Source organism: Actinoplanes sichuanensis (genome assembly GCF_033097365.1).
Classification (GTDB): domain Bacteria; phylum Actinomycetota; class Actinomycetes; order Mycobacteriales; family Micromonosporaceae; genus Actinoplanes; species Actinoplanes sichuanensis.
On the sequence record NZ_AP028461.1, the window covers coordinates 738,761 to 762,116 of the forward strand.

General features: G+C 70.5%; 26 protein-coding genes. 10 read left to right on the forward strand and 16 right to left on the reverse strand.

The window, feature by feature from the left end:
* Positions 1–100 precede the first annotated feature (100 nt).
* From Q0Z83_RS03160 to Q0Z83_RS03170, 3 genes are all read left to right on the forward strand, one after another.
* Positions 101–961, forward strand: a complete 861-nt coding sequence (locus Q0Z83_RS03160; protein ID WP_317792252.1) for an amidohydrolase family protein — start codon at positions 101–103, stop codon at positions 959–961.
* On the forward strand, positions 958–2,598 hold the full coding sequence (locus tag Q0Z83_RS03165) for a thiamine pyrophosphate-dependent enzyme (RefSeq protein ID WP_317792253.1): 1,641 nt from the start codon (positions 958–960) through the stop codon (positions 2,596–2,598). Before Q0Z83_RS03160 ends, Q0Z83_RS03165 begins: the two co-directional genes overlap by 4 nt.
* 72 nt (positions 2,599–2,670) lie before the next feature.
* Entirely contained in the window at positions 2,671–3,723 is a 1,053-nt protein-coding gene (locus tag Q0Z83_RS03170; RefSeq protein WP_317792254.1) for an Ldh family oxidoreductase, read from the forward strand.
* A 21-nt stretch (positions 3,724–3,744) separates the two neighbouring features.
* Here the strand turns inward: Q0Z83_RS03170 and Q0Z83_RS03175 are convergent, their stop codons facing one another.
* From Q0Z83_RS03175 to Q0Z83_RS03185, 3 genes are all read right to left on the reverse strand, one after another.
* Complete coding sequence (locus tag Q0Z83_RS03175) at positions 3,745–4,521, reverse strand: ABC transporter ATP-binding protein (RefSeq protein WP_317797019.1); 777 nt, start codon at positions 4,519–4,521, stop codon at positions 3,745–3,747.
* 62 nt (positions 4,522–4,583) lie between these two features.
* Complete coding sequence (locus Q0Z83_RS03180; protein ID WP_378079010.1) at positions 4,584–5,609, reverse strand: FecCD family ABC transporter permease; 1,026 nt, start codon at positions 5,607–5,609, stop codon at positions 4,584–4,586.
* A gap of 8 nt (positions 5,610–5,617) precedes the next feature.
* A complete protein-coding gene (locus tag Q0Z83_RS03185) occupies positions 5,618–6,688 on the reverse strand; it encodes a FecCD family ABC transporter permease (protein WP_378079009.1) in 1,071 nt (356 codons plus the stop codon).
* A gap of 85 nt (positions 6,689–6,773) precedes the next feature.
* Here Q0Z83_RS03185 and Q0Z83_RS03190 point away from each other — a divergent pair, with 85 nt between their 5' ends.
* The gene (locus Q0Z83_RS03190; RefSeq protein WP_317792256.1) at positions 6,774–7,811 is read left to right on the forward strand and encodes an ABC transporter substrate-binding protein; all 1,038 of its coding nucleotides are present in this window, start codon (positions 6,774–6,776) and stop codon (positions 7,809–7,811) included.
* A gap of 48 nt (positions 7,812–7,859) precedes the next feature.
* On the opposite strand, the gene Q0Z83_RS03195 is transcribed toward Q0Z83_RS03190, so the two are convergent.
* Positions 7,860–8,198: an MmcQ/YjbR family DNA-binding protein gene (locus Q0Z83_RS03195; RefSeq protein WP_317792257.1), complete on the reverse strand. Its 339-nt coding sequence runs from the start codon at positions 8,196–8,198 to the stop codon at positions 7,860–7,862.
* Positions 8,199–8,248: 50 nt separating this feature from the next.
* Between Q0Z83_RS03195 and Q0Z83_RS03200 the strand changes: the two genes are divergently transcribed.
* Entirely contained in the window at positions 8,249–9,214 is a 966-nt protein-coding gene (locus Q0Z83_RS03200) for a sulfotransferase family protein (protein ID WP_317792258.1), read from the forward strand.
* Positions 9,215–9,266: 52 nt separating this feature from the next.
* On the opposite strand, the gene Q0Z83_RS03205 is transcribed toward Q0Z83_RS03200, so the two are convergent.
* The 7 genes from Q0Z83_RS03205 to Q0Z83_RS03235 form a co-directional block, all read right to left on the reverse strand.
* Positions 9,267–9,902 (reverse strand): SRPBCC family protein, encoded by a 636-nt coding sequence (locus Q0Z83_RS03205; RefSeq protein WP_317792259.1) that lies wholly within the window; start codon positions 9,900–9,902, stop codon positions 9,267–9,269.
* Entirely contained in the window at positions 9,899–10,267 is a 369-nt protein-coding gene (locus tag Q0Z83_RS03210) for an ArsR/SmtB family transcription factor (RefSeq protein WP_093611827.1), read from the reverse strand. Before Q0Z83_RS03210 ends, Q0Z83_RS03205 begins: the two co-directional genes overlap by 4 nt.
* A gap of 114 nt (positions 10,268–10,381) precedes the next feature.
* Complete coding sequence (locus Q0Z83_RS03215; RefSeq protein ID WP_317792260.1) at positions 10,382–11,743, reverse strand: cellulase family glycosylhydrolase; 1,362 nt, start codon at positions 11,741–11,743, stop codon at positions 10,382–10,384.
* A gap of 114 nt (positions 11,744–11,857) precedes the next feature.
* On the reverse strand, positions 11,858–12,871 hold the full coding sequence (locus tag Q0Z83_RS03220) for an ABC transporter ATP-binding protein (protein WP_317792261.1): 1,014 nt from the start codon (positions 12,869–12,871) through the stop codon (positions 11,858–11,860).
* Between the two features lie 73 nt (positions 12,872–12,944).
* Positions 12,945–13,712, reverse strand: coding sequence for an ABC transporter permease (locus Q0Z83_RS03225; protein WP_317792262.1), 768 nt, complete (start codon positions 13,710–13,712; stop codon positions 12,945–12,947).
* Positions 13,700–14,596 (reverse strand): ABC transporter permease, encoded by an 897-nt coding sequence (locus Q0Z83_RS03230; protein ID WP_317792263.1) that lies wholly within the window; start codon positions 14,594–14,596, stop codon positions 13,700–13,702. Before Q0Z83_RS03230 ends, Q0Z83_RS03225 begins: the two co-directional genes overlap by 13 nt.
* Entirely contained in the window at positions 14,589–15,713 is a 1,125-nt protein-coding gene (locus Q0Z83_RS03235) for an ABC transporter substrate-binding protein (protein WP_317792264.1), read from the reverse strand. Before Q0Z83_RS03235 ends, Q0Z83_RS03230 begins: the two co-directional genes overlap by 8 nt.
* A 203-nt stretch (positions 15,714–15,916) precedes the next feature.
* Here Q0Z83_RS03235 and Q0Z83_RS03240 point away from each other — a divergent pair, with 203 nt between their 5' ends.
* Positions 15,917–16,351, forward strand: a complete 435-nt coding sequence (locus Q0Z83_RS03240; protein ID WP_317792265.1) for a hypothetical protein — start codon at positions 15,917–15,919, stop codon at positions 16,349–16,351.
* On the opposite strand, the gene Q0Z83_RS03245 is transcribed toward Q0Z83_RS03240, so the two are convergent.
* Entirely contained in the window at positions 16,323–16,718 is a 396-nt protein-coding gene (locus Q0Z83_RS03245) for an SRPBCC family protein (RefSeq protein ID WP_317792266.1), read from the reverse strand. The genes Q0Z83_RS03240 and Q0Z83_RS03245 overlap by 29 nt on opposite strands.
* Before the next feature lie 66 nt (positions 16,719–16,784).
* Between Q0Z83_RS03245 and Q0Z83_RS03250 the strand changes: the two genes are divergently transcribed.
* Positions 16,785–17,711 (forward strand): alpha/beta hydrolase family protein, encoded by a 927-nt coding sequence (locus tag Q0Z83_RS03250; protein ID WP_317792267.1) that lies wholly within the window; start codon positions 16,785–16,787, stop codon positions 17,709–17,711.
* A gap of 68 nt (positions 17,712–17,779) precedes the next feature.
* Here Q0Z83_RS03250 and Q0Z83_RS03255 read toward each other — a convergent pair whose 3' ends face one another.
* The 3 genes from Q0Z83_RS03255 to Q0Z83_RS03265 are packed head-to-tail and all read right to left on the reverse strand — an operon-like array spanning position 17,780 to position 19,410.
* The gene (locus Q0Z83_RS03255) at positions 17,780–18,337 is read right to left on the reverse strand and encodes a hypothetical protein (protein ID WP_317792268.1); all 558 of its coding nucleotides are present in this window, start codon (positions 18,335–18,337) and stop codon (positions 17,780–17,782) included.
* 32 nt (positions 18,338–18,369) lie between these two features.
* The gene (locus tag Q0Z83_RS03260; protein ID WP_317792269.1) at positions 18,370–19,176 is read right to left on the reverse strand and encodes a class I SAM-dependent methyltransferase; all 807 of its coding nucleotides are present in this window, start codon (positions 19,174–19,176) and stop codon (positions 18,370–18,372) included.
* A 45-nt stretch (positions 19,177–19,221) separates the two neighbouring features.
* Positions 19,222–19,410, reverse strand: coding sequence for an antitoxin (locus Q0Z83_RS03265; RefSeq protein ID WP_317792270.1), 189 nt, complete (start codon positions 19,408–19,410; stop codon positions 19,222–19,224).
* Between the two features lie 105 nt (positions 19,411–19,515).
* On the opposite strand from Q0Z83_RS03265, the gene Q0Z83_RS03270 reads away from it, so the two are divergent.
* From Q0Z83_RS03270 to Q0Z83_RS03280, 3 genes are read left to right on the forward strand one after another with little or no spacing between them, the layout of a single operon-like run.
* Positions 19,516–20,946, forward strand: a complete 1,431-nt coding sequence (locus Q0Z83_RS03270) for an ATP-binding protein (RefSeq protein ID WP_317792271.1) — start codon at positions 19,516–19,518, stop codon at positions 20,944–20,946.
* A gap of 15 nt (positions 20,947–20,961) precedes the next feature.
* Entirely contained in the window at positions 20,962–21,348 is a 387-nt protein-coding gene (locus Q0Z83_RS03275; protein ID WP_317792272.1) for a RidA family protein, read from the forward strand.
* The gene (locus tag Q0Z83_RS03280) at positions 21,345–21,848 is read left to right on the forward strand and encodes a DUF402 domain-containing protein (protein WP_317792273.1); all 504 of its coding nucleotides are present in this window, start codon (positions 21,345–21,347) and stop codon (positions 21,846–21,848) included. The genes Q0Z83_RS03275 and Q0Z83_RS03280 overlap by 4 nt, the downstream gene beginning before the upstream one ends.
* Positions 21,849–21,864: 16 nt before the next feature.
* Here the strand turns inward: Q0Z83_RS03280 and Q0Z83_RS03285 are convergent, their stop codons facing one another.
* Positions 21,865–23,316, reverse strand: coding sequence for a helix-turn-helix domain-containing protein (locus tag Q0Z83_RS03285; protein ID WP_317792274.1), 1,452 nt, complete (start codon positions 23,314–23,316; stop codon positions 21,865–21,867).
* Between the last annotated feature and the right edge of the window lie 40 nt (positions 23,317–23,356).

The window sequence follows — 23,356 nt, forward strand, 5'->3', positions numbered from 1 at the left end:
CAACAACCGATTGCGTTCCACGGACTCCTTAGGGGCCCGGAACGCACCTAACGTCATCCACACCCCCTGGCGGAACAGCCGGTAGCGAAAGGAAACGCACATGTTCGTCGTCGACTCCCAGGTGCACATCTGGAAGGAAGAGACCCCGGACCGTCCCTGGGTTCCCGGGGCGCGTGAGCGGATCCGGCTGAACGGCCACCGGGAGGACCCCTTCAGCTACGAGGAATGCCTCGCGCTGATGGACGAGGCGGGCGTCAACCGGGCACTGATCCTGCCGCCGTCGTGGGAGGGGGACCGCATCGACTACGCCCTGGAGGCGTGCGAGGCGCACCCCGACCGCTTCGGCATCATGGCCCGCATCCCGCAGAACAAACCGGCCGAGGGCGCCGCGATGATGCGGGACTTCGCCCAGAACCCGTACGTGAAGGGCACTCGCCTGACGTTCCACCGGCCGATCGACCGGAACTGGATGATCGACGGCACTAACGACTGGTACTGGCCGCTGGCCGAGGAACTGAACATCCCGACCATGGTGCACGCCCCGATCTGGAAGGCCGAGCTCGGGCGGATCGCGGCCGCCCACCCCGGCCTGAAGATCATCATCGACCACATGGGCATCATGGCCCGCTGCGTCGACGACGCGATCGGCTACTGGGTGCAGGAGACCGCCGACCTGCACGAGCACCCGAACATCTACGTGAAGGTGTCGGCGCTGCCCGGTTACTCCACGCAGCCCTTCCCGAACCTCAACATCGAGAAGTACGTGCGGGAGATGGTCGACAAGATGGGCCCGCGGCGCTGCTTCTGGGGCACCGACATCACCCGTCTGCTCGGGCACGGTCTCAGCTACGTGGAGACGATCGAGCAGTTCACCAAGCACTTCGACCTCACGCCCGAGGAACTCGAGTGGATCATGGGCCGCGGTATCTGCGAGGTCCTCGACTGGCCGATCCCGCGATGACCCACCGGACCGACGGCGGCGACGCGGTCATCGCCGCGTTCACTGCGGCCGGGGCGGACTGGATCTTCTCCTCGCCGGGGTCCGAGTGGGCCCCGGTGTGGGAGTCGCTGGCCCGCCGGCATCGTGACGGGCTGCCCTGCCCCCGCTACCTGGACCTGACCCACGAGACCGTCGCGGTCGGCATGGCCGCCGGGTACGCCCTGGTCACCCGCCGCCCGCAGGGTGTCCTGCTGCACGCCGGCCCCGGCCTGCTCCAGGGCTCGATGGCGATCCACGGCGCGCTGTTGGCCGGTGTGCCGATGGTGGTGGCCTCCTCGGAGTCGAGCACCTACGGCGACGGGCCCGGCCCCGACCCGGGCGGCCAGTGGTACCGCAACCTCTCCGTGGTCGGCGGACCGCACACGATGGCCGCCCCGTTCACCAAGTGGTCGAACCAGGCCGCCAGCGTGCACACCCTGACCACCATGATCACCCGGAGCGCCGAGATGGCGTCCCGGGCCCCGGCCGGACCGGTCTACCTCAACATCCCGCTCGAGGTGCTGCTCGAGGAGTGGGCCGGCCCCGACCCGAAACCGGTCGTGGCGCGCGGGGCGACGGTCAGCGCGGCCGGCGACGTCCGGGCCGTCCTGGAGTTGCTCACCGCCGCGTCGAACCCGGTGATCGTCACCGAGACGACCGGCCGTGAGGAGGGCGGGATGGCGGCGCTGGTCGCGTTCGCCGAGGCGCTGCGGATCCCCGTGGTCGAACCGGCGTCGGCGGTCTGCGCCAACTTCCCCCGCACCCACGAACTGCACGCCGGCAGCGAGTTCGCCCCCGACGCCCACGACGTGATCGTGCTGCTCAACTGCCGGGCGCCGTTCTACCCGCCGTCCCGGAAGCCGGCCACCGCGAAGATCGTGGTGATCGACGAGGTGCCGCAGCGGCCGCACATCGCCTACCAGGTGCTCAACGCCGACCACTACCTGGAGGGCGGCGTCGTCGCCACCCTGCGGGAGTTGGCGGCCCACGCCGTGCCCACCCGGGTCGCACCGATCGGCACCGAACGCGAGGCGGTCGCGGCGGTCGAGCGGAAGACCGCCGGCACCCTCGACCCGGTGCAGGTGGCGGCGGCGCTGCGTACGGTGCCCGAGGCCGTCGTGGTCGACGAGACGATCACGCACAGCCGGGTCGTCCAGCGGCACCTGCAACGCGACGAGCCGGACTCGTACTTCTACGTGCAGGGCGGCCTGGGCCAGGGCATCGCCGTCGCGCTCGGGGTGAAACTCGCCGCCCCGGACCGGACGGTGGTGCTGACCATCGGCGACGGGGCGTTCCTCTACAACCCGATCGTCCAGTCACTGCAGGCGTCCCGGGCCAACGTGCTGCCACTGCTGATCGTGGTCTTCAACAACCACGAGTACCGCTCGATGAAGATGAACCACCTGCGCTTCTACCCCGAGGGCGCGGCCGTCTCGACCGGCGAGTTCCTCGGCAACGACCTGGCCGACCAGCCCGACCTCGCGGCCCTCGCCGCCCCGTTCGCCATGCACGCGGAAACCGTCGAAACCCCGGACGAACTGGCCCCGGCCCTGGCCCGCGCCGTCAAGTCGGTGCGGGGCGGCACCACCGCGATCGTCAACGTCCACGTCTCCCGCTGAACCCTCGGCTGGTTCTCCAGGGCTGTCCCGGCAGCCCGGGACAGCCCCGAGGACCAGCCAGAAAGAGTCGTCATGCCTCCGCAACCCAAGGTTCTGGTGCCCGCCGATCAGCTGGGCGCCTTCACCACCGCGCTGTTCACCGCGGCCGGCGTCGCTTCCGGGCACGCCGCCACCATCTCGGCCGTCCTCACCTGGGCCGGCCTGCGCGGTGTCGACTCGCACGGCACCTCCCGGGTGCCCCGCTACCTGGAACTCCTCGACTCCGGGGAGGCCAACCGGGCCCCGGCGCTCACGTTCAGTTCGTCCAGCCCGGCCGTCGCCGTCCTGGACGCCGACCGCGCCCCCGGCCCGGTCGCGCTGACCGCGGCCGCCGACGAGGCGATCCGGCGGGCCCGGTCCTGCGGGATCGGCGCGGTCGGGGTCCGCCGCACCGTGCACACCGGCGCGATCGGCTACTACACGTCCCGGATCGCCGACGCCGGTCTGGCCGGGATCGCCTTCGTGGCCGGGATGCCGAACATGGCGTACCCCGGAGTGACCGGCGCCGCCGTCGCGACCAGCCCGCTCTCGATCGCGGTGCCCGCCACGGGGCGGGCTCCCGCGCTGCTGGACATGGCCACCGCCGGCATCGCTCTCGGCCGGATCGCCCAGTACCGCAACGCCGGCCGGGAACTCCCGCCGGGCACCGCCGCCACCGCCGACGGCACCCCCACCACCGATCCGGAACTGGCGAAGATGCCGCTCCCGCTCGGCGGCGTCAAGGGCGCCGGGATGTCCCTGGTGTTCGAACTGCTGACCAGCGTGCTGGTCGGCGCGCCGATCCTCAGCGCCTTCCACTCCGGCGACCCCCAGGGCCGGGTGCACCGCCAGAACGCCCTGCTCCTGGCCCTGGATCCGGCGGCCTTCGGCGACCCCACGGCGTTCGGCCCGGCGGTCGCGACGACACTCGAAACCCTCAAGAACCTCAACCCCGCCGACGCCGGTACGGCCATCCGCTACCCGGGTGAGAACAGCGCCGCCGTGGCCCTCGAACGAACGGCGAGCGGGATCCCCGTACCGGCGAAGGTCTGGTCCGAACTGCGGACCGCGGCCGAGAAGCTCGCCGTCCCCGTCCCCGCCGTCTGACACCCGGTGGGGCCGGCATCGTCAGACGGTTGCGCCGGTTGAGCGCCGTGCGGCCGGAATCACCAGCGGGGTGCCGGTCTCCGGGTCGTCGATCACCCGGCACGGCAGCCCGAAGACCTCCTCGACCAGTTCCGCGGTGAGCACCTCGGCGGGCAGCCCGGACCGGGCCACCTTTCCGGCGCGCATGGCGATCAGGTGGGTGGCGTAGCGGGCCGCGTGGTTCAGGTCGTGCAGCACCGCGACGAGGGTCCGCCCTTGACGCTCGTGCAGTTCGGCGCAGAGGTCGAGCACCTCGATCTGGTGGGCGATGTCCAGATAGGTGGTCGGCTCGTCGAGCAGCAGCAGCGGGGTCTGCTGGGCGAGCGCCATGGCCAGCCAGACCCGCTGTCGCTGGCCGCCGGAGAGCTCGTCGACGTGCCGGTCGGCCAGGTCGGCCACCCCGGTCGACAGCATCGACTCCTGTACGACATGTTCGTCCTCGGTCGACCAGCGGCGCAGGATGCTCTGGTGCGGGTAGCGGCCGCGGGCCACCAGCTCGGCCACGGTGATCCCGTCCGGTGCGGTCGACGACTGCGGCAGCAGGCCGAGGGTCTTCGCGACGGTCCGGGTGGGCTGCGAGTGCACGTCCTTCCCGTCCAGCAGCACGGTGCCGGCGGCCGGCTTGAGCAGCCGGGACAGCGCCCGCAGCAGGGTCGACTTGCCGCACGCGTTGGGTCCGATGATCACGGTGAACGAGCCGTCCGGGATCTCGACGCTCAGGTCCTCGGCGATGACCCGCTTGTCGTAGGCGAGTGTCATCCCGCTGCCGCTGAGCCGAGGCGTGTGACCCGTCATCATGTCTCCTGTTGCAGTGTCGGTCATCAGATCCGCCCGGCCCGGCGTTCGGTGGTCAGCAGCCAGACCAGGTATGCGCCACCGACCAGGCCGGTGACCACACCGACCGGCAGCGCCCGGTCGGTGAGCAGGTGCTGGGCGAGGAAGTCGGCCCCGGTGAGCAGCAGCGCGCCGACGAAGATCGACGGCACCAGGTTCGGCCCGGGCGCCCGGGTGAGTCGTTTCGCCAGGTGCGGGGCGATCAGCGCGACGAAGTTGACCGGGCCGGCGGCGGCCGCGGCGAACGACACGAGCAGCGCGGCCGACATCAGCGCTCCGTTGCGCAGCAGCGGCACCGGCACCCCCAGCGCGGACGCCGAGTCGTCACCCATCTCCAGCATCCGCAGGCCCGGCCCGCAGGCCAGCAGCAGCACCGGCAGGGTGACCCCGAGGACGATCAGCATCGGTACGGCCTGACCCCAGTCCCGTCCGTCGAGGCTGCCGGTGAGCCAGAGCAGCGCCCGTGCGTTCTCCATCTGCACGCCGCGGGTCAGCAGGTAGCCGCTGATGCCGGTGAGGATCGCGGCCATGCCGATGCCGACCAGGATGAACCGGAACCCGTGCAGGGCCCGCCCGGCGATCAGCTGGATGAGCACCGTCGTGGCCAGACCACCGGCGACCGCGGCGATCGACAGCTGGGTGCTGGTACCGCCGAGGATGATCACGGTCAGTGCCGCGGTACTGGCCCCGTTGGTGACGCCGAGCATGTCCGGGCTGCCCAGCGGGTTGCGTACCAGCGACTGGAAGACCGCGCCACCGGCCGCCAGCGCCGCGCCGACCAGCAGCGCGGTGATCAGCCGGGGCAGCCGCAGCTCGCCGATGATGAACTCGTGCGCCGGCTCGCCCTCGCCGAACAGGGTGGTCATCACGTCGGCCGGGGCGATCTCGAAGTCGCCCGTGCCGAGGCTGAAGACGCTGATCACGAATGCGCCGAGCGCCGCGACGACGCCCACCACGACGGCCCGTGGGCGGACACCGACCTTCCGGCCGATCGGGGCCTTCTTCTCGATCAGGGTGGCGGTCATTTGGCGGCTCGCACGAGATAGAGGAACAGGGGGCCGCCGAGGACCGCGGTGACCGTGCCGACCTGCAGCTCGCCGGGGCTGCCCAGGATGCGGCCGAGCACGTCGGCGCCGAGCAGCAGCACCGGCGCCAGGATCGCCGTGTACGGCAGCAGCCAGCGCAGGTCGGGCCCGGTGAACGGGCGGACCATGTGCGGGATGAGCAGTCCGATGAAGACGATCGGCCCGCACGCCGCGGTGGCGCTGCCGCAGAGCAGGGTGACCGCCACGATGACCGCGGCGCGGATCACCGACGGGTTGGCGCCGAGCGCCCGGGCCGAGTCGTCGCCGAGCGACAGCGCGTTCAGCGGGCCGGCCACCAGCAGGCCGGTGAGCAGGCCGACCGCGAAGAACGGCAGCAGCCGCTCGACCGTGGCGAAGTCGGCGCTGGCCAGGGAGCCGGCGGTCCAGAACTTCATCTTGTCGATGGCCTGGGTGTCGGACAGCAGCACGGCCGACACGTAGGAGAGCAGTGTCGCGTTGAGGGCGGCACCGGCCAGGGCGAGCCGGGCCGGGGTGGCCGACCGTCCGCCACCGACCGCGTACACCAGCGCGGTGACGATCGCGGCGCCGGCGAGGGCGAACCACACGTACCCGAAGAAGGTCCCGACGCCGAAGAACACGGCGGCCGTGGCGACCGCGGCCGAGGCGCCCGCGTTGATGCCGAGCAGGCCGGGGTCGGCGAGCGGGTTGCGGGTGAGGGCCTGCATGATCGCGCCGGCCAGGCCGAGCGCCATGCCGACCATCAGGCCGAGCAGTGTCCGGGGCAGACGCATCTCGTGCACGATCCGGTAATAGGGAGAGTCCGGATCCCACAGTCCGGCCCAGACCTCGCCGGGGGAGAGGAACCGCGCGCCGAAGCCGATGCTCAGCACGGCGACCGCGATCAGAGCGACGATCGCGAGGACCAGACCGAACAGGCGTACGGACGACCGCCGTCCCGCCCGCGGCGGAACGGTCGTGCGTACCCCCTGCTCAACGGGGGTGTCGTAGGTGGACAGTGGGGTTCTCCCGTCCGGGGTGTTCTGGATCCTGTTGACGCGCGATCAGTTCGTTAGGTTAGCCTAACCATCGCACGCGGTCGAAGGGCCGGTCGTACCCCAGAAAGACTTGACGATGAAGTATTCACAGCTTTCCTTGTCCCGTCGTGGCCTGCTGGCCGCCGGTGGCGCTGCCGGTGTCGGCGCGCTGCTCGCCGCCTGCGGTGGCAACAAGGACGAGAGCGGGTCATCGCCGGCCGCCTCCGCCACCGCCGCCGGCCCCTGGGCGTTCACCGACGACCAGCCCAAGGACCTGAAGGCCGACAAGACCCCGTCGAAGGTCGTCGCGTTCACCGGCACCGCCGCCGCGCTCGTCGACCTCGGTCTCCAGGACAAGATCGTCGGCGTCTTCGGCGAGACCAAGAAGACCGACGGCACCGCCGAGGCGCAGGCCGGCTCGCTGGACATCAACAAGGTCCAGATCATCGGCAACGCGTGGGGCGAGTTCTCGGTCGAGAAGTACGCCGCGCTCGCGCCGGAGCTGCTGGTCACCCACATGTTCGACCCGGGCGCCTACTGGTACATCCCGGACGAGAGCAAGGACCAGATCCTCAAGCTCGCCCCGACCGCCACCATCACCGTCGGCCGGGTCCCGCTGACCAAGCCGATCGAGCGGTACGCCGAGCTGGCCGAGTCGCTGGGTGCCGACCTGAACGCGCCGAAGGTGGTGGCCGACAAGGCCCGCTTCGAGAAGGCGGCCGCCGACCTGTCCGCCGCCGCCAAGGCCGCCGGTGGCATCAAGGTGCTGGCCGGTTCCGGTGCGGCCGACATCTTCTACGTGTCGAACCCGAAGGTGTCGTCCGACCTGATGTACTTCAAGGAGCTCGGCGTCGACGTCATCGTCCCGGAGAAGACCGACGGCGGTGACTACTACGAGTCGCTGAGCTGGGAAAATGCCGACAAGTACCACGCCGACATCATCTGGCTGGACGCCCGTACCGGCACCCTGCAGCCCAACGACCTGGCGTCGAAGCCGGGCTGGAGCGCGCTGCCCGCGGTCAAGGCCAACCAGGTCTTCCCGTGGCAGGCCGTCCCGATCTACTCCTGGGCCGGCTCGGCTCCGCTGCTCGAGGCGCTGACCGCCGCGATCACCAAGTCCAAGAAGCTCGCCTGACCTGTCCGGGGGCGAGCCGGCACTGGTCCGCCGGCTCGCCCCCGGCCGTCAGGGGCGGTCCTTCCTCGGCAGGGTGGCCACCACCGCGTCGTAGGACGCGTCGACCGCCTCGTAGATCTCGTCGTCCGGGATGGCGCCGCCGAGCCGTAGCGTGTTCCAGCCGTGCCGACCGATGTAGGCGCTGGCCGTGGCGTCGGCCGGGTAGCGGTCCAGCCACTCGTCGGCCAGATCGCGACCCTTGCCGCACTTGACGCCGACGGTGTCGCCGCCGCCGAGGAACGCGAAGATCTTGGCGCCGACCTTGGCCACGGTGTCGCCCTCCCATGGCTCGTCGGGCCAGGCGCCGGGCTTGGCGAGACAGTAGCGCAGCAGCTCTTCACCGGTCATATATGCCTCTTTTTTGCAAAACGGACAATACTTATTTTACGGTCTAAGGCATGTCTGACCGACCGATCTTCGTCGTCGGCTGCCCACGATCGGGCACGACCATGCTGCAGCTCATGCTGCACGCCCATCCCCGGATCGCGCTGCCCCCGGAGAGCCGGTTCCTGCTACCCGGCTACGCGCGCCGGCACGAGTTCGGCGACCTCGGCGACCCGGCACGGCGGCGGGCGCTCGGCGAGTGGATCACCGGCACGCCGCACTTCGGCGATCTCGGCCTGGAGGCCGAGGCGGTGGTCACCGCGATCACGTCGGCGCCACCGACGCTCGGTTCGGCGTTCGGGACGGTCTTCCGGATGTACGCCCACCGCTTCGGCAAACCACGCTGGGGTGACAAGCGCCCGCTCTACCTGCGGCACCTGCCGACCATCCGGCGGCTCTTCCCGGACGCGCAGATCGTCAACATCATGCGCGACGGCCGGGACTGCGTGGCGTCGCTGAAGGAGGCTCCGTGGATCTCCGGTGATCTCGACGAGCTGATCGACGTGTGGGCCCGGTCCGCCGACAACGCGCTGCGCGCCGCCCGTACCCTACCCGGCGACGGTTTCCACCAGGTCCGCTACGAGGACCTGGTCGCCGACCCGGAACCGCATCTGCGCCGGATCTGCGGGTTCCTCGGCGAGGACTACGACCCGGCGATGGCCCGCCCGTCCGAGCTCGCCCCGGTCGCGGTTCCGGAGTACAAGACGTGGCACGCGCTGACCCGCTCGGACGTCACCACGGCCCGGGTCAGTAGCTGGCAGGAGCGCCTGACCGCGGACGAGATCGCCAGGTGCGAGGCGGTCTTCGGGGACCGGCTGACCCGCTTCGGCTATCAGCCGGCCACCGAGTGCCGCCGCACACCCCGGGTCCGGGCCGTCCGTACCTGGCTGACGCTGCGCGACCGGATCACCCCGGCCCGGGACCGGGCCGAGGCCGTCCGAGGACGCCTGCGCGGACCGGCCCTGCCCGCCCGCCTGTAGCCGCCCTCGTCCGCGGTCCGGTCGCCGGGCGGGTGGCCGGGCCGCGGACGGGTCACTCCTGGCCGGTGTAGGCCTTCAAGGTGTTCGCGGCCTGGCGGCGGGCCTGCTCCGGGTCGGTGCCGAAGGCGATGTCGGCCTCGGTCCACGCGTCGGCGCTGAGCCGCATGAACGTGATGCCATCGGGCGACATCGCCCACTCCATCGCGGCCTCCGGCGTGATCGTCGCCTCGGGGTTCGCCAGGTGGTTGGCCAGACCCCAGAACGCGCCCTCCCAGCCCAGGCCGACGGCGCCCGGACCGTACTGCTCCCAGTGCTCGTCGTCGACGTGCGCCACGTGTTCCAGCTCGAACCGGGTCCGCCCGTCGCCCTCCGGGGTCAGCCGCACCTCGACCCAGCTCACCTGCTCGCCGAACTCCCAGGTGGCGCCGACCGCGTGCGGCTTCTCGCACTTCGTGATCGTGCCACCGGCGTTGCCCTCGAACTGGTACTTCCCGCCCAGGCGCAGCTCACCGGAGACCGGCAGGAACCACCGTGGGATCCGCTCCGGATTGGTGACCACGTCCCACAGGTCGTCCTGGTCGGTGTCGTAGGCCTGGCTGATCGTCATCACGCGCGCCTCACCGGCCTCCAGCACGCGGGTGCCGATCGTCCGCCGTACGCTGCTGATCTGCTCTTTGACCTCGATCATCGTGCGCTCCTCGCATCGCTGGTCCCGACGCCCTCGCCGAGTCGCCGAAGGCGTTTGCCGCGAGCCACCTCGGTGGCCATCGCGGACAGGTGCGGCGTCCAGAACCTCCGGAACGGGGCCAGCCACTCGTCCACCTGCCGTAGCGCGGTGTGGTCGACCGCGTAGAGGCGGCGCGCGCCGTCGGGCCGCACGGTGGCGAAGCCGTTGTCCCGCAGCACCCGCAGGTGCTGGGACACGGCCGGCTGGGTGATGCCGAACTCCGCGCGGATGACCGCGGTGACGGCGCCGGAGGTCTGCTCACCCTCGGCGAGCAGCTCGAGGATCCGGCGGCGGACCGGATCACCGAGTACGTCGAACGCATGCACGAGCAGGACCCTATCAGATGCGGCTTATATAAGTGGACTCTTTTGAAATAGGCCGCCGGGCCCGCCCGGTGGAAGGGAGGCGGGCCCGGCGGAGCTCACGGGTCGGCTCGCGGATCAGGCGCGGATGCGGTTGCGCAGCAGCGCGCCCGACTCGGTGAGCGAACCGGTGCCGGCGAAGGAACCGGCGTTGCAGGTGCCGGGCTTGAAGGCGGCGCTACCCTCGCTCGCGTCCGAATACGTCCAGTTGGCGTATCCGATCTTGAGCCGGTCCAGCAGGTCGAACCAGGCGTTGCTGCTCGCCACGTCGACCGCGCCGTCCCCGGTGTAGGTCACCGTGCCGAACTCGGTCACGAACAGCGGCAGCGAGGCCGCGGCCCGCTCCACCTCGGCGCGATAGTTGTCCTTGTGCGAGGCCGCGTAGTAGTGGAACGCGTACATCACGTTCGAGGCGCTGACCGGGTTGTTCACGATCTCCGAGGAGTTGCCGCCCTCCGAGACGCCCAGCGACGACCAGCCCCGGGTGCCGACGATCACGACGCCGTCCGGGTCGTTCGCCCGGATCACCGGGATGACCTGGTCGGCGTAGTTCTTGATCTGCGCCCAGCTCACGCCGTTCGGTTCGTTGGCGATCTCGTAGATGACGTTCTTCTTGTTCGCGTGCCGGGCCGACACCTGGGCGAAGAAGGTCTTGGCCCGCTCCAGGTTGTACGCCGGGTCGCCGGGCGTGAGGATGTGGAAGTCGATCAGCGCGTACATGCCGCGCTCGGTGGCCTCCTCGACCAGGTTGTTCACCCGGTTCGTGAACCCGGCCGGGTCGGTCTCGTAGCCCTGCTCCTGCACGTACATCGAGATCCGGAACAGGTCGGCGCTCCACTCATCGGCGAGCACGTCCAGCGAGGCGTCGGTGTAGCAGTTCGGGAACCACTGGATGCCGTGCGTGCTCATGCCCTTGAGCTGGACCGCCTGACCGCTCTCGTTGCAGAGCTTGGTCCCGCAGACCTTGAGCTGTCCGTTGACCTGCACCGGAGTCCCCGTGGTGGGCGGGGTGGAGGTCGTTACTGAAACAGACGGTGACGGGGTCGTCGTTCCGGTGCACACCTGGCCGTTGACCAGGCAGCTGGTCGGCTGGCCGGTGCCGTTGGTGATGAGGCCGAAGCTGGTGGAGGAGCCGGCCGCGATCGTGGCGTTCCAGCCGGCCGGCGTGAACGTGTACGTGTTGCCGCTGACGGCCTGCGTCGTGTTCCAGGACTGGCCGACGGTCGTGCCGGCCGGGAAGGTCAACTGAACCTTCCACGTGCTGATCGCCGACGACGTGTTGTTGTTGACGGTCACCTGGGCCTGGTACCCGGTGTTCCACGAGCTCTGCACGGCGAACGCCGCCGTCTCCGCGCTGGCCGGGAGCGCGAAGAAGGCGGCGGTCGATGCCGCGGCCACGGCGAGTACCGTGGTCAGGACCGTTGCTGTCCGGCGTTTCACGAAGGCATCACCTCGGGGGATGGGTGCGGGCTGCCGTTGGGGACCGGCAGTGGGGGAACCCGCCCTGGGAGCGCTCCCAGGAACCCCGACTGTAACGCCTGCGTTAATCCGCGTCTATTCCAGGGCGACCGCAACCGGCTGGATCGTGACCCGGACACCGGTGCCCGGGGTCAGCTCCGGCAGCCGTCCGCTCGGCACCTGGGCGATCACCAGGTGGTCCCCGACGGTCACCGTGACCCGGCTCGTCGGGCCGAGGAAACTGCTGGTCAGGACCTTCGCGGTGGAGTCCGGATCGGGCGTCACCTCGACCGCCTCGGGCCGGATCAGCGCGATCACCGCACCCTCGGAGTGCGGGCTCACCAGCGGCAGCCGGTTGCCGAGCACATCGACCCCGCCGCCGGTCACAGTGCCCGGCAGACGGTTGCTGGTGCCGACGAAGTCGGCCACGAACGCGGTCGCCGGCCGCAGGTAGACCTCCGACGGGGTGGCCAGCTGCTCCAGCTTCCCGGCGCGCATCACGCCGACCCGGTCGGCGACCGCCAGGGCCTCCTCCTGGTCGTGGGTGACGAACAGGGTGGTGGTGCCGACCTCGGTCTGGATCCGGCGGATCTCGTCGCGCAACTGCACCCGGACCTTGGCGTCCAGCGCCGACAGCGGCTCGTCGAGCAGCAGCACCTGCGGCTCGATCGCGAGCGCCCGGGCCAGGGCGACACGCTGCTGCTGCCCACCGGAGAGCTGGTTGGGGTACCGGCTGCCGAAGCTGCCGAGACCGACCAGGTCCAGCATCTCGGCGGCCCTGGTCCGGTTCGAACGGCGCAGGCGCAGGCCGAACTCCACGTTCTGCAGGGCGTTCAGGTGCGGGAACAGGCTGTACGCCTGGAACACCATCCCCATCCCGCGACGGTTGGCCGGCACCCGCGTGATGTCCCTGCCATCGACCAGGACCCGACCGGCGGTGGCCTCCTCCAGCCCGGCCAGGATCCGCAGCGCGGTGGTCTTGCCGCAGCCGGACGGCCCGAGCAGCGCGATCAGCTCGCCCGGCTCGATCGACAGGTCCAGGTCGTCGAGGGCGTGCACGGTGCCGAACGTGCGGCGCAGCCCGTCGAGGTGAACGGCGACGCCGGTCATGAGTTCCCTCCGCTGCGCTCCGGGAAGTCATGACCGAGGGACCTGAGCTGAATGATGAACTCCCTTCGGTCGTTCATGAGGTCTTCCCCTTCTTGGAGTTGCCCGCCAGCGAGAGGACGAGCAGGAGCACGAACGCGAGCAGCAGCGCGGCCAGCGACACCGCCACCGACACCCCGGCACTGCTCTTGCCCAGGTACTCGATGGAGACCTGCAGGTTGGTGCGATGCAGTAGCGACGCGATGGTGAACTCGCCGAGCACCAACGCCACGGTCAGGAACGCCGCGGACAGCACGGCCGAGCGGATGTTCGGCAGCACCACCCGCACGATCACGGTGAACCAGCCGGCGCCCAGGCCGCGGGCGGCCTCGGCCAGCGTCTTCACGTCGATCGCGGACAGGCCGGCGTCGATCGCCCGGTACGCGTACGGCAGCACCAGGACGGTGTAGGCGAACACCAGCGTCAGCGACGAGCCGCCGAGGAAGTAGTTGACCCAGGCGTACACCGGGGCCAGGCCGACCACCAGCACGATCGCCGGGATGGTCAGCGGCAGCAGGCAGAGGAACTCGACCAGCCGGCGCAGCCGGGGCAGCCGCAGTCGGACCCAGACCGCGGTCGGTACCAGCAGCACCAGCATCAGCAGCGAGGTGAGCGCCGCCTGCAGCAGCGAGGCCACGATGCCCTCGGCCAGCGCCGGGTACTCCGCACTCAGCCGCGGCCAGTCCAGCAGCAGCGGCCAGGTCTTCGCGTCCCGGGTGCTGAACTCCACCATCGCGACCAGCGGCAGTAGGAAGAACACCCCCATCACGGACAGGACGGTCCACCTGAAGATCACCCGAGCCATTTCGCGGTCCTCTTCTGCAGCAGCGAGTAGAGGGCCATCACCACGGCGACCACGACCACCATGCCGAGCGCCATCGCCTTGCCGAGGTTGGCCTGGCCGAGCACGACCTCGCTGGTCAGGGCGCCGCGGATCTGCAGCGGGACGATCGGGCTGCCCTGGCTGACCAGGGCGGCGGCGGTGGCGTACGCGGAGAAGGCGTTGGCGAACAGCAGCAGCGTCGAGCCGAGGAACGCGGGGGCGAGCAGGGGGCCGGCCACCCGGGTCCAGTACTGCCAGGTGTTGCCGCCCAGGCTGACGTGCGCCTCCCGCCACTGCGGCCGGATGCCGTCCAGCGCGGGCAGGAAGACGATCACCATGAGCGGGATCTGGAAGTAGGTGTAGACGAGCGTCAGGCCGGGCAGCTCGAACAGCCAGACCCCGTTCGCGTACGGGTCGAGGCCGTGTTCCTGGAGCCAGAGCGTGACGAAGCCGGACAGGCCGATGGTGGCCAGGAACGCGAAGGCCAGCGTGACGCCGCCGAACTGGGCGAGCACCCCGGCCGCCGCGGTGACCAGCCGCCGCAGCAGGCCGTCCGGTCTCCCGGTGACCAGCGCGTACGCCAGCAGGGCACCGAGTACCGCACCGATCAGCGCGCTGGACGCGGACAGCGCGATGCTGCGGCCGAACGCGTCGATGATGTAGTCGTCGGTGAGCGCACGGACGTTGGCCAGGGTGAAGCCGCGCCCGCCGTCACCGGTGAACGCGCCGATCACCACCGTCAGCGTCGGGATGACCAGGAAGATCGTCACGAACGCGAAGAACGGGACCGTACCGAGCAGGGCGGTGCCCCGCAGGCGTGGCCGGGAGGCCACGCGCTGCGGAGCGTCCGCGGCGATCTCAGCCAATTGCCTTGGCCCAGTTCGCGGTCAGGTACTCCTTGGCCTTGGCGCTCTGCGCCTCGGTCGGGATGACCGGGGTGCCCTCGACGGTCGGCAGCGCGGCGAACGCGGTCGCGTCGATGGTGCCGGCCTTCTGCATGGCGTCGGCGCGGACCGGGCGGGCGCCACCCTTCAGCCACAGGTTCTGGCCCTCGTCGGAGTAGAGGAACTCCTGCCACAGGCGGGCGGCGGCCGGGTGCGGGGCGTCCTTGTTCACGGCCTGCACGTAGTACGAGCCGAGGACCGCGCCGGACGGCACGAAGACCTTCCAGGTCGAGAGCTTCTTCGACTGCGCGGCGTTCAGGTAGTCCCAGTCGAAGACGACCGGGGTCTGGCCGGACTCGATGGTGGCCGAGGTCGGGTCGACCGGCAGGAAGTTGCCCGCCTTCTTCAGGTTGGCGAAGAACTCGACACCCTTGGTGATGTCGTCGACGGTGCCGCCGTTGGCCAGCGACGCCATCTGCACGCCGCCGAACGCCGCGCCGGCCTGGGTCGGGTCGCCGTTCAGCGCGACCTTGCCCTTGTACTCGGCCTTCAGCAGGTCGGCGACGCTGGTCGGGGCGGGCACCTTGGCGCTGTCGTAGCCGATCGACATGTAGCCGCCGTAGTCGTTGACCCAGGTGCCGTTCGCGTCCTTGAGGCTGTCCGGGATCTCGGCGAACTTCTCCACCTTGTACGGCGCGAACAGCGCGGTGTTCGCGGTCGCCACCGAGACGCCCAGGTCGAACACGTCGGGTGCGGTGTCCTGGCCCTTGAGCTGGGTGGCGGCGTTGATCTCGTCCTGGCTGGAGCCGTCCGGCTGAGCCGAATCGACCTTGATGCCGTACTTGGCGCCGAACGCCTTGATGATCTCGCCGTAGTTGGCCCAGTCCGGCGGCAGCGCGATGACGTTGAGCTGGCCCTCCTTCTTGGCCTCGGCGATCAGGGCGTCCAGGCCGCCCAGGTCGGCGGCGCTGGTGGCGGTCCCGGCCTTGCTCGTGGCGGCCTCGGACTCCTTCTCCGGGGGCGAGCAGGCGCCGGCGAAGGCGATCATCGCGGCAGCCGTCAGGGTGGTGACTGCGGAGCGGGCAAGGGTGGTGCGCACTGTAGTTCCTCCTTCTGCGGCACCGGCGACCGGTGCGCGCTGGTGGATCATGGGAGGGCCGGGTGGAGGACAGGCGTACGGAAGGAGGCCTCGGGGCGAATTCGGCCCTTCCGCCGTCGCCTCAGGTTTCCCTGCACTTTTCCATGCGGCGAGGATGATCGAAAGCAGTCGTTGGACGACTGTTATATGGCAGACTCCCCGATGTGGACCATGGCGCCCTCGCCCGGCTCGCCGCGGCGGCAGGAGTAGCCGGCGTCGCCGTTCACCTGGTGCTGGCCGGCAGTCACGCCGGGCACGCTCCCACGCTCTTCGCGGCCCTCGGTGTTCTCGCGCTCGTCTGCGTGCCGTGCGGTCGGTCGCTGCTGCGCCGGCCCGCCGACCGCGCGGCGTGGATCACCCTGCTGGTCCTGAGCGGGCTCATGATGGTGCTGCACCTGGCCATGGACCCGCGGGGCCCGATGTTGGCGGTGGTCCTGGCGGTGCCGGGCCTGCAGGCCCTGCTGTTCCTCTTGGCGGTACGGACGAAGTCGGCGGTACGGACGAAGTCGGCGGTACGGACGAAGTCGGCGGTACGGACGAAGCCGGTACGGGTGGAGCCCGACGCCCTGGCTAGCGACGGGACTCGAGCACCCCTTTGAGCCGGGTCAGGTCGGCCTGCACCGCGTCGGCGTCCTGGTCGAAGTCGTCGTCGGTCATCCCCGGCAGCCGCCGCAGCGTGAACATGATCTCCGCCCCGTCGCCGTCCGGGATGACCCGCATCGGCGCGTACACCTCGCCGCCATCCGGCGGACGCACCCAGTGATCCAGTACGCCCAGCTCGTTACGGGGCGTGAAGATCAGCTCGGCGCCGTCGTCGCCGATCAGCCACCTGTCGTCCTCGCGGGTCACCGACGTGGCCAGCCCGGGCGCCCAGGCGGGCAGGTTGGCCGGGTCGCTGGTGAACGTGTACACGTCACCGGCCGGAACGTCGATGTGCTCGCTGAGGTAGCGGGATGCCGAAGTCACTCCGGCATCGTCGCAGAAAATTCCGGCTCTTGACGGCGTACCGATTGATCGACATAGTCCGTATCCATGAATGTGACATTGTTCCGTTCTTGGAAACGGACGGCGGTCGCGGCGACGGCTGCCGCCCTGGCCACGGCGCTGACCGCGGCCCCCGCCCCCGCGAGCGCCTCCCCGGCGGTCGCGAGCTACGCCACGACGATCAACGGTGACAGTGCCGACGTGTACTACCCGACGACCGGCACCCGGCTGCCGGTCGCGCTCTTCCTTCAGGGCGCGAACGTCGACAAGTCGCACTACTCGACGTACGCGGCGACGCTCGCCTCGTACGGCTTCGTCGTGGCCGTCCCCAACCACACCCGCAGCCTGTTCGGCACCAGCGGCCTGTTCCCCGAGGGCGCGCAGGCCGGCTGGACCGTCGACTGGGCCGAGGCCGAGGACGACAACCCGGCGTCCCCGCTCTACCGGCGGATCGACGAGAACACGCTCGTGCTGTCCGGACACTCGTTCGGGGCCGCGACCGCGCTCAGCCTGAGCACCGGGCTCTGCGTCATCCCGTTCTGCTCGATCGCGAACACCGCGCCGAGCGAACTGGAGGCGGTCGTCACCTACGGCGGCAACTACATCCTCTCCGGCACCTCGATCGTCCTGCCGGTGCTCAACACCGTGCCGGTGGGCTACATCCAGGGTCTCGCCGACGGTGTCGCGACCCCGGACGAGGGCCTCTCCACCTACCACCTGACCGCGGGTACGCCGAAGGCGTTCATCTCGGTCACCGGCACCAACCACTACGGCGTCACCAACGGGCAGAACCCGGCCGGTGCCGCGCCGGACAGCTCGGCCCAGACCCTCGACCAGGCGGTCGGCGTCGAGACGATCGCCCGCTGGTCGGCGCAGTGGCTGCTCGCCCAGACCGGGAGCAGCGCGGCCAAGCGGTACGTCTACACCACGGGCGACGCGGCCGACCCGAACGTCACCGTGACATACGTGAAGTGAACCCCCGGCTGGTCGTCAGAGCGGTCAGGCACCCCTCGGAACAGCTCTGGCGACCAGCCGACCGGTTTTCAGGTGCGGCCCCGGCGGCCGCGTCGGACACCCTTCGGCTGGGGCACCTCCGCGACCAGATGGTCGGGCCAGGTCACCTTCACCGAACCCCGCGCCTCGAAATCGGTGACCAGCTCGGACAGGAGTGTCGTGGCCTCGGCGACCACCTCGTCCGGCCACGGCGGCTCGCCGGCCCGCAACGAGCCCCACGCCTTACGGACCAGCACCGGCGCCTGGTCCGGGATGTCCGTCTCGACCGCGTGGTGCACCATCCCGGCGAGCAGCTCGGCGAGCCCCAGACTCTGCTTGCAACCGTCCAGGATCAGCCTGCTGCGAGCCACCGAGTCGTGGCGCGGACGGCCGCTCACCACCCGCATGTTGCTGAAGACGGCGCCCGCCGCGATCGAGCCGAAGACCCCGCCGGACATCTCGAGCGTCCGCTCGGTGGCGAAGTGCGCGAGATCGTGCGGCACCCGGTACTTCCGGTCGTAGCCGGGTAACTGGAGCACCACGCCGTCGCCGCGATGCAGCGTCGCGACCGTGGAACCGGTGTTGCTGTGCGCGAAGACGACCAGCATGCCGACATCTTCGCACCGTGTTCATCGGGGCGTCATCGTCCGCCGGGGGTGATCGACACGGCCATCAGGTGGGCGCTCGTCGCGATCACGTCCGCCTCGGAACTGAAGAGCCGGGCCAGTGCCAGCGCACCGTCCAGCACGGTCTGCTCGTTCGGGGTGCCGACCGCCGCCTCGGCCGCCGGCCAGGCCGGGCCCTCGATGCCGTGCACCGCCACGTCGGTCAGCCCGGCCGCCCGGCACTCATCGGCCAGTTCGGACACCCGGTGGAAGTACGCGTGCGTGAACCCCAGCCCCGGATGGTTACGGCCGTCGGCGAGGATCTGCTCGGCCTCCGCGTACAGCCGCTCCGAGGTGAACCGGCCCGTCGACGCGAAGTCCAGCGGCCCCGCGAACCGGGAGATCGCCGCGGCCAGCACCACCCCGCCCGGCCGGGTCACCCGCACCGCCTCACGCAGCGCCCGTATCCGGTCCGCGCGGTCCAGCAGGTGGTAGAGCGGCCCGAACAGCAGCGTCGCGTCATAGGCGTGATCCGGTTCCGGCAGCGAACGGGCGTCCCCGACCACCGCGTCCACCGGCGGCTGCCCGCCCAGCGCCTGCTCGACATGCGCCGGCACCACATCGACCAGCCGCACCCGGTAGCCGGCGGCGAGCAGCGGACGAGCGTACGCCCCCGGGCCGCCGCCGACGTCCAGGACCGAGGCCGGCGCCGCCGGCAGGAAACGCTCCAGCAGCTCCCCGGTCCGGATCCGCTCCAACTGGAACGAAGCCCTCCGGTCCAGGCGCCCGGCCTCGTCATATCCGGTGTAGAACTCGACGATCTCGCTGGTGGTCTGATCCATCGTGGAATCCTGGCCCGGCCGGCACCGACCGGGCCAGCGGATTTCTCAGGCCGGCAGGGTGGTGTCGCCCTCGCCGGTGCGCCGCTGCGCCTCGTCCACACCCCGGTCGATGTGCTCCGAGTACTTGTTGCCGGTCCGCTCGTCGATCTGGTCGCCGCCCTTCTCCAGCGCCTGATCCACCTGCTCGTCGTGCTGGTCGGCGAAACTCTTGGCCTTGCTCAGGAAGTCGCTCATGCCAGCCGGTTTTCCCGTCCACGACCCGGGCAAACAGCCGGACATGCGATCGCGTGTCACGCTGGGGGAGTACGTCAGGCACCCGACCCCGGCGGGAGACGGCAGATGACCGACGCGAGTTCCACCCGGCCGCACACCGAGACCTTCCAGCACGCCGGGGCCACCGTCGAGCTGGTCGACGCCGGTACCCTGCTCGCCGCCGCCCGGGTCAACCCGGTCGACCTGCTCCAGCGGGCCACCTGGCCGGACCCGGTGCACCGGGTGGACCTGACCGTCGACGGCACCGGCGGCGTCGAGCACGTCTTCACCGCCCGCATCGAGACCCGGACCTCGCCGGAGGCCACCCAGCAGCGGATGCGCGGCATCGTCCTCGACATCGACCCGCTCGGCCGTCTCCTCGCCCGCCGGATCGCCGCCGGGGACCAGGTGGTGACCCGACTCGTCGACGGAGTGGGTATGGCCGCGGCTGTCGCGTACCGAACCCTGGGTCTGGAGAAGCCGATGGACCGCGAACCGGGACTGCTCGCCGACGCCGTCGCCGGGATCGAAGCGACGGTGACCTACAGCGACGGTGTCGCCCGCCTCGAATCGCGGATTCCGCGCGACGCCGTCGGCGTCGCCCACCTGCGGGCCTTCGCCACCCTCACCCTCCAGGCGGTCGCCGACCTGGCCGGCGCCGAGTCGCTGACCGGCCGCCGTTACGTGATCGGCCGCCTGGCCGCCACCCCCGCCACCAGCCAGGAGGTCACCCTCGACATGGTCGGCGGGCTCGCCGACGTCGTCGCCGAACTCCGCCAGATAGCCGTCTCCTTCCGGCATCCCGAGGCGATGGCCAGGTGGGGGGCCCGTCGCCCGCAGGGCCTGCTGATGTACGGGCCACCCGGCACCGGCAAGACCATGCTGTCCCGCGCGCTGGCCAACGAGATCGGCGCCGACTTCCGGGAGATCCGCACCCCGGAGATCCTCGACAAGTACCTGGGCGGGTCGGAACGCAACATCAAGCAGATCTTCCGGGACGCCCGCCGCTACCGGACGCCGACTCTCATGCTGTTCGACGAGTTCGACTCGATCGTCAGCTACGCCGGGATGGGCGGGGACGCCGCCAGCCAGGCGCTGAACGCGGTCGCCGGCATCTTCAAGCAGGAGATGAACGATCTGATCGAGGAGAACCCGAACGTCATCGTGGTGGCCACCACCAACTTCCCGCACCGGGTCGACGAGTCGCTGATCCGGTCCGGCCGCTTCGACGTCAAGATCAGTGTCCCGAAACCCGACGAGACGTCCCGCGCGGAGATCTTCCGCAAGATGATCCGTGGCCTGATCGGCGCCCACGAGACACCCGGCTTCCGGATGTTCGCCGACGACCTCGACCTGGCCGCCCTGGGTGTGGCCAGTACCGGCATGACCGGCGCCGACATCAAGGAGGTGCTGCGCCGGGTCCAGCTGACCAAGGCCATGCAGGACGCCCGGGGCGGCCCGGTCACGCCGATCTCCCAGGAGGACCTGCTGACCGCGGTCCGCACCCTCCGCGGCTGACTCTAGGGTGGACGGATGCCGATCATCGACTTTCCCGGACCACCCGCGCCGAACGGGTACAGCCACACCGTCGTCGTCGCGCCGGGCAGCCGGCTCGTCTACATCTCCGGGCAGGTGCCGATCGACGCGGACGGCAAGGTTCCGGAGGGCTGGGCCGACCAGACCCGGCTGACGTTCCGCAACGTGGCGGCGGCTCTCGCGGCGGGCGGGGCCGGCTGGGGTGACGTGATCAAGCTGACCTACTTCGTGACGGGCACCGAGGAACTGCCGGCGATCAGGTCGATCCGCGACGAGTTCGTCGACACGTCCCGGCCGCCGGCCAGTTCGCTGGTGCGGGTGGCCGGGCTGTTCCGGCCGGACCTGCTGATCGAGATCGAGGCCGTCGCCGCGGTGCCGGCATGACCGGTGAGGTCCGGTTCACCAAATGGGGCGGGCTCCGGCACTGGGAGTGCGACCTGGAGCCGCTCGGCGAAGACGACCACGGACTGTGGCTCGCCGGCCGGGCCGGGACCAGCATGCGTCGCGGTGACGGTGAGACGTTTCCGCAGCTGCACGACTTCGTGATGCTGGTTCCCGAGTCCGGTTGCTGGATCGCCTCGATCAACGCGCCCTCGGCGGCGTCGTCGATCGCCGTCTACATCGACATCACCGACCGGCCGCGGGTGGTCGACGGGGTGGTGCACGCCGTCGACCTGGATCTGGACGTGATCCGGCAGTGGGACGGTTCGGTGGCGGTGCTCGACGAGGACGAGTTCGCCGAGCACCAGATCCGTTACGGCTACCCACCCGAGGTGATCGCCTCCGCCCGCGCCACCTGCGACGACCTCTACACCCGCCTGTCGGCGGCGGTCCAGCCCTTCGAGACCGCCGCCCGGCGTCGCCTGGACACCCTCCTGGGATGACGCACCCCGGCGGGGGTCAGGCGCGGCGCTCCAGGAAGTCGTAGACGTCGCGGTTGTCGACTCCGGGGAAGGTGCCCGGAGGCAGGGCCGCCAGCAGGTGCGAGTGGACCCGGGCGCTCGGCCACGCGTTGCCCGACCAGCGGTCCACCAGGGCGACCGGCGGGCGGCGGCAGCAGTCCGGGTCGGGGCAGGTCGACACGGTACGCCCGGGCACGTCCCCGCCGCGGAACCAGCGGGCGTGCTCGTAGGGCGTGCCGACGGTCACCGAGAACTCCCCGGAGCGGGTCGACTCGACGTGCACGGTGCACCAGTACGTCCCGGCGCCGGTGTCGGTGAACTGGTAGAACGACGAATACGGGTCCTCTGCCTCGAAGACCGTGCGGGACGCCCACTTGCGGCACACCGGCTGCCCCTCGATGGCTCCGGTCACGTCGGACGGGAAGCGCACGTTGTCGTTCTCATACGCCTTGTAGACGATCCCGGTCTCGTGCACCCGCGCGAAGTGCACCGGAATCCCGAAGTGGTGTGTGGCGAGGTTGGTGAACCGGTGCGCCGCGGTCTCGTAGGACACCCCGAACGCGTCCCGGAAGTCGTCGATGGCGAGGGCCCGGTCGGCTTTGGCCTCGGCGAGGAAGTCGACGGCGAACTTCTCCGGCATGAGCAGCGCCGCGGCGAAGTAGTTGACCTCGACCCGCTGCCGCAGGAAGTCGCCGTAGTCGGCCGGGTCGTTGTGCCCGAGGACGAAGTGCCCGAGTGTCTGCAGCACCACCGCGCGCGGGTCGTGGCCTTTGCCGCTGGCCACCTGGGGGAGATAGATCCGGCGATTCTTCAGGTCGGTGACGGACCGGGTGGAGGCCGGCAGGTCGTTGACGTAGTGCAGGCTGAACCCGATCTGCGCGGCGATGTCGAGGATGCCTCGTTGGGACAGCGGGCCGGTCGTGTGCCGTACCGACTGGAGAACCTTGGCCGCCGCCGCCTCGATCTCGGCGAAGTAGTTGTCGCGGCGCCGCATGTCGGCGCGCAGTTGCGCGTTGGCGCGCCGTGCCACCTCGGGCGTCGCGGTCTGCTCGGTGAGCACCCGGTTGAGCTCGCGGTGCATGCCGATCAGCGACTCCAGCGCGTCGGCCGGCAGGCGCCGGCCCGCCTTCACCACCGGTAGGCCCAGCGCCTGGTACGCGGGATTCTGCTGGAAGTGGGCGAGCTCGATCTCCAGCCCGGCGCGGCGGCTCGGCGCCTCCGGCCGGAGAAGATCCTGCATGGGTACGCCCAGAGCCCCCGCGATCGCCTGGAGCACCGACAGTTTCGGCTCCCGCTTGCCGTTCTCGATGAGCGACAGCTGGGACGGTGCCCGCCCGACCGCGTCGCTGAGCTGGTCGAGGGTCATGCCCCGGGTGCGGCGTAGATGCCGGAGTCGCTGGCCCAGGGTCACCAGGTCCACCGATGGCTCGGGATTGAGTGAAGCGGTCACGGGTTTCACGTTAACAGAATTTCTTCACTTCTTTCCTCAA

What these genes read in the sequence shown, in the direction of transcription:
- Q0Z83_RS03160 (WP_317792252.1), top strand. Translation starts at nt 101, where the DNA reads ATGTTCGTCGTCGACTCCCAGGTGCACATCTGGAAGGAAGAGACCCCG.
- Q0Z83_RS03165 (WP_317792253.1), top strand. Translation starts at nt 958, where the DNA reads ATGACCCACCGGACCGACGGCGGCGACGCGGTCATCGCCGCGTTCACT.
- Q0Z83_RS03170 (WP_317792254.1), top strand. Translation starts at nt 2,671, where the DNA reads ATGCCTCCGCAACCCAAGGTTCTGGTGCCCGCCGATCAGCTGGGCGCC.
- Q0Z83_RS03175 (WP_317797019.1), bottom strand. Translation starts at nt 4,521, where the DNA reads ATGACACTCGCCTACGACAAGCGGGTCATCGCCGAGGACCTGAGCGTC.
- Q0Z83_RS03190 (WP_317792256.1), top strand. Translation starts at nt 6,774, where the DNA reads ATGAAGTATTCACAGCTTTCCTTGTCCCGTCGTGGCCTGCTGGCCGCC.
- Q0Z83_RS03195 (WP_317792257.1), bottom strand. Translation starts at nt 8,198, where the DNA reads ATGACCGGTGAAGAGCTGCTGCGCTACTGTCTCGCCAAGCCCGGCGCC.
- Q0Z83_RS03200 (WP_317792258.1), top strand. Translation starts at nt 8,249, where the DNA reads ATGTCTGACCGACCGATCTTCGTCGTCGGCTGCCCACGATCGGGCACG.
- Q0Z83_RS03205 (WP_317792259.1), bottom strand. Translation starts at nt 9,902, where the DNA reads ATGATCGAGGTCAAAGAGCAGATCAGCAGCGTACGGCGGACGATCGGC.
- Q0Z83_RS03220 (WP_317792261.1), bottom strand. Translation starts at nt 12,871, where the DNA reads ATGACCGGCGTCGCCGTTCACCTCGACGGGCTGCGCCGCACGTTCGGC.
- Q0Z83_RS03225 (WP_317792262.1), bottom strand. Translation starts at nt 13,712, where the DNA reads ATGGCTCGGGTGATCTTCAGGTGGACCGTCCTGTCCGTGATGGGGGTG.
- Q0Z83_RS03250 (WP_317792267.1), top strand. Translation starts at nt 16,785, where the DNA reads ATGAATGTGACATTGTTCCGTTCTTGGAAACGGACGGCGGTCGCGGCG.
- Q0Z83_RS03255 (WP_317792268.1), bottom strand. Translation starts at nt 18,337, where the DNA reads ATGCTGGTCGTCTTCGCGCACAGCAACACCGGTTCCACGGTCGCGACG.
- Q0Z83_RS03260 (WP_317792269.1), bottom strand. Translation starts at nt 19,176, where the DNA reads ATGGATCAGACCACCAGCGAGATCGTCGAGTTCTACACCGGATATGAC.
- Q0Z83_RS03265 (WP_317792270.1), bottom strand. Translation starts at nt 19,410, where the DNA reads ATGAGCGACTTCCTGAGCAAGGCCAAGAGTTTCGCCGACCAGCACGAC.
- Q0Z83_RS03270 (WP_317792271.1), top strand. Translation starts at nt 19,516, where the DNA reads ATGACCGACGCGAGTTCCACCCGGCCGCACACCGAGACCTTCCAGCAC.
- Q0Z83_RS03275 (WP_317792272.1), top strand. Translation starts at nt 20,962, where the DNA reads ATGCCGATCATCGACTTTCCCGGACCACCCGCGCCGAACGGGTACAGC.
- Q0Z83_RS03280 (WP_317792273.1), top strand. Translation starts at nt 21,345, where the DNA reads ATGACCGGTGAGGTCCGGTTCACCAAATGGGGCGGGCTCCGGCACTGG.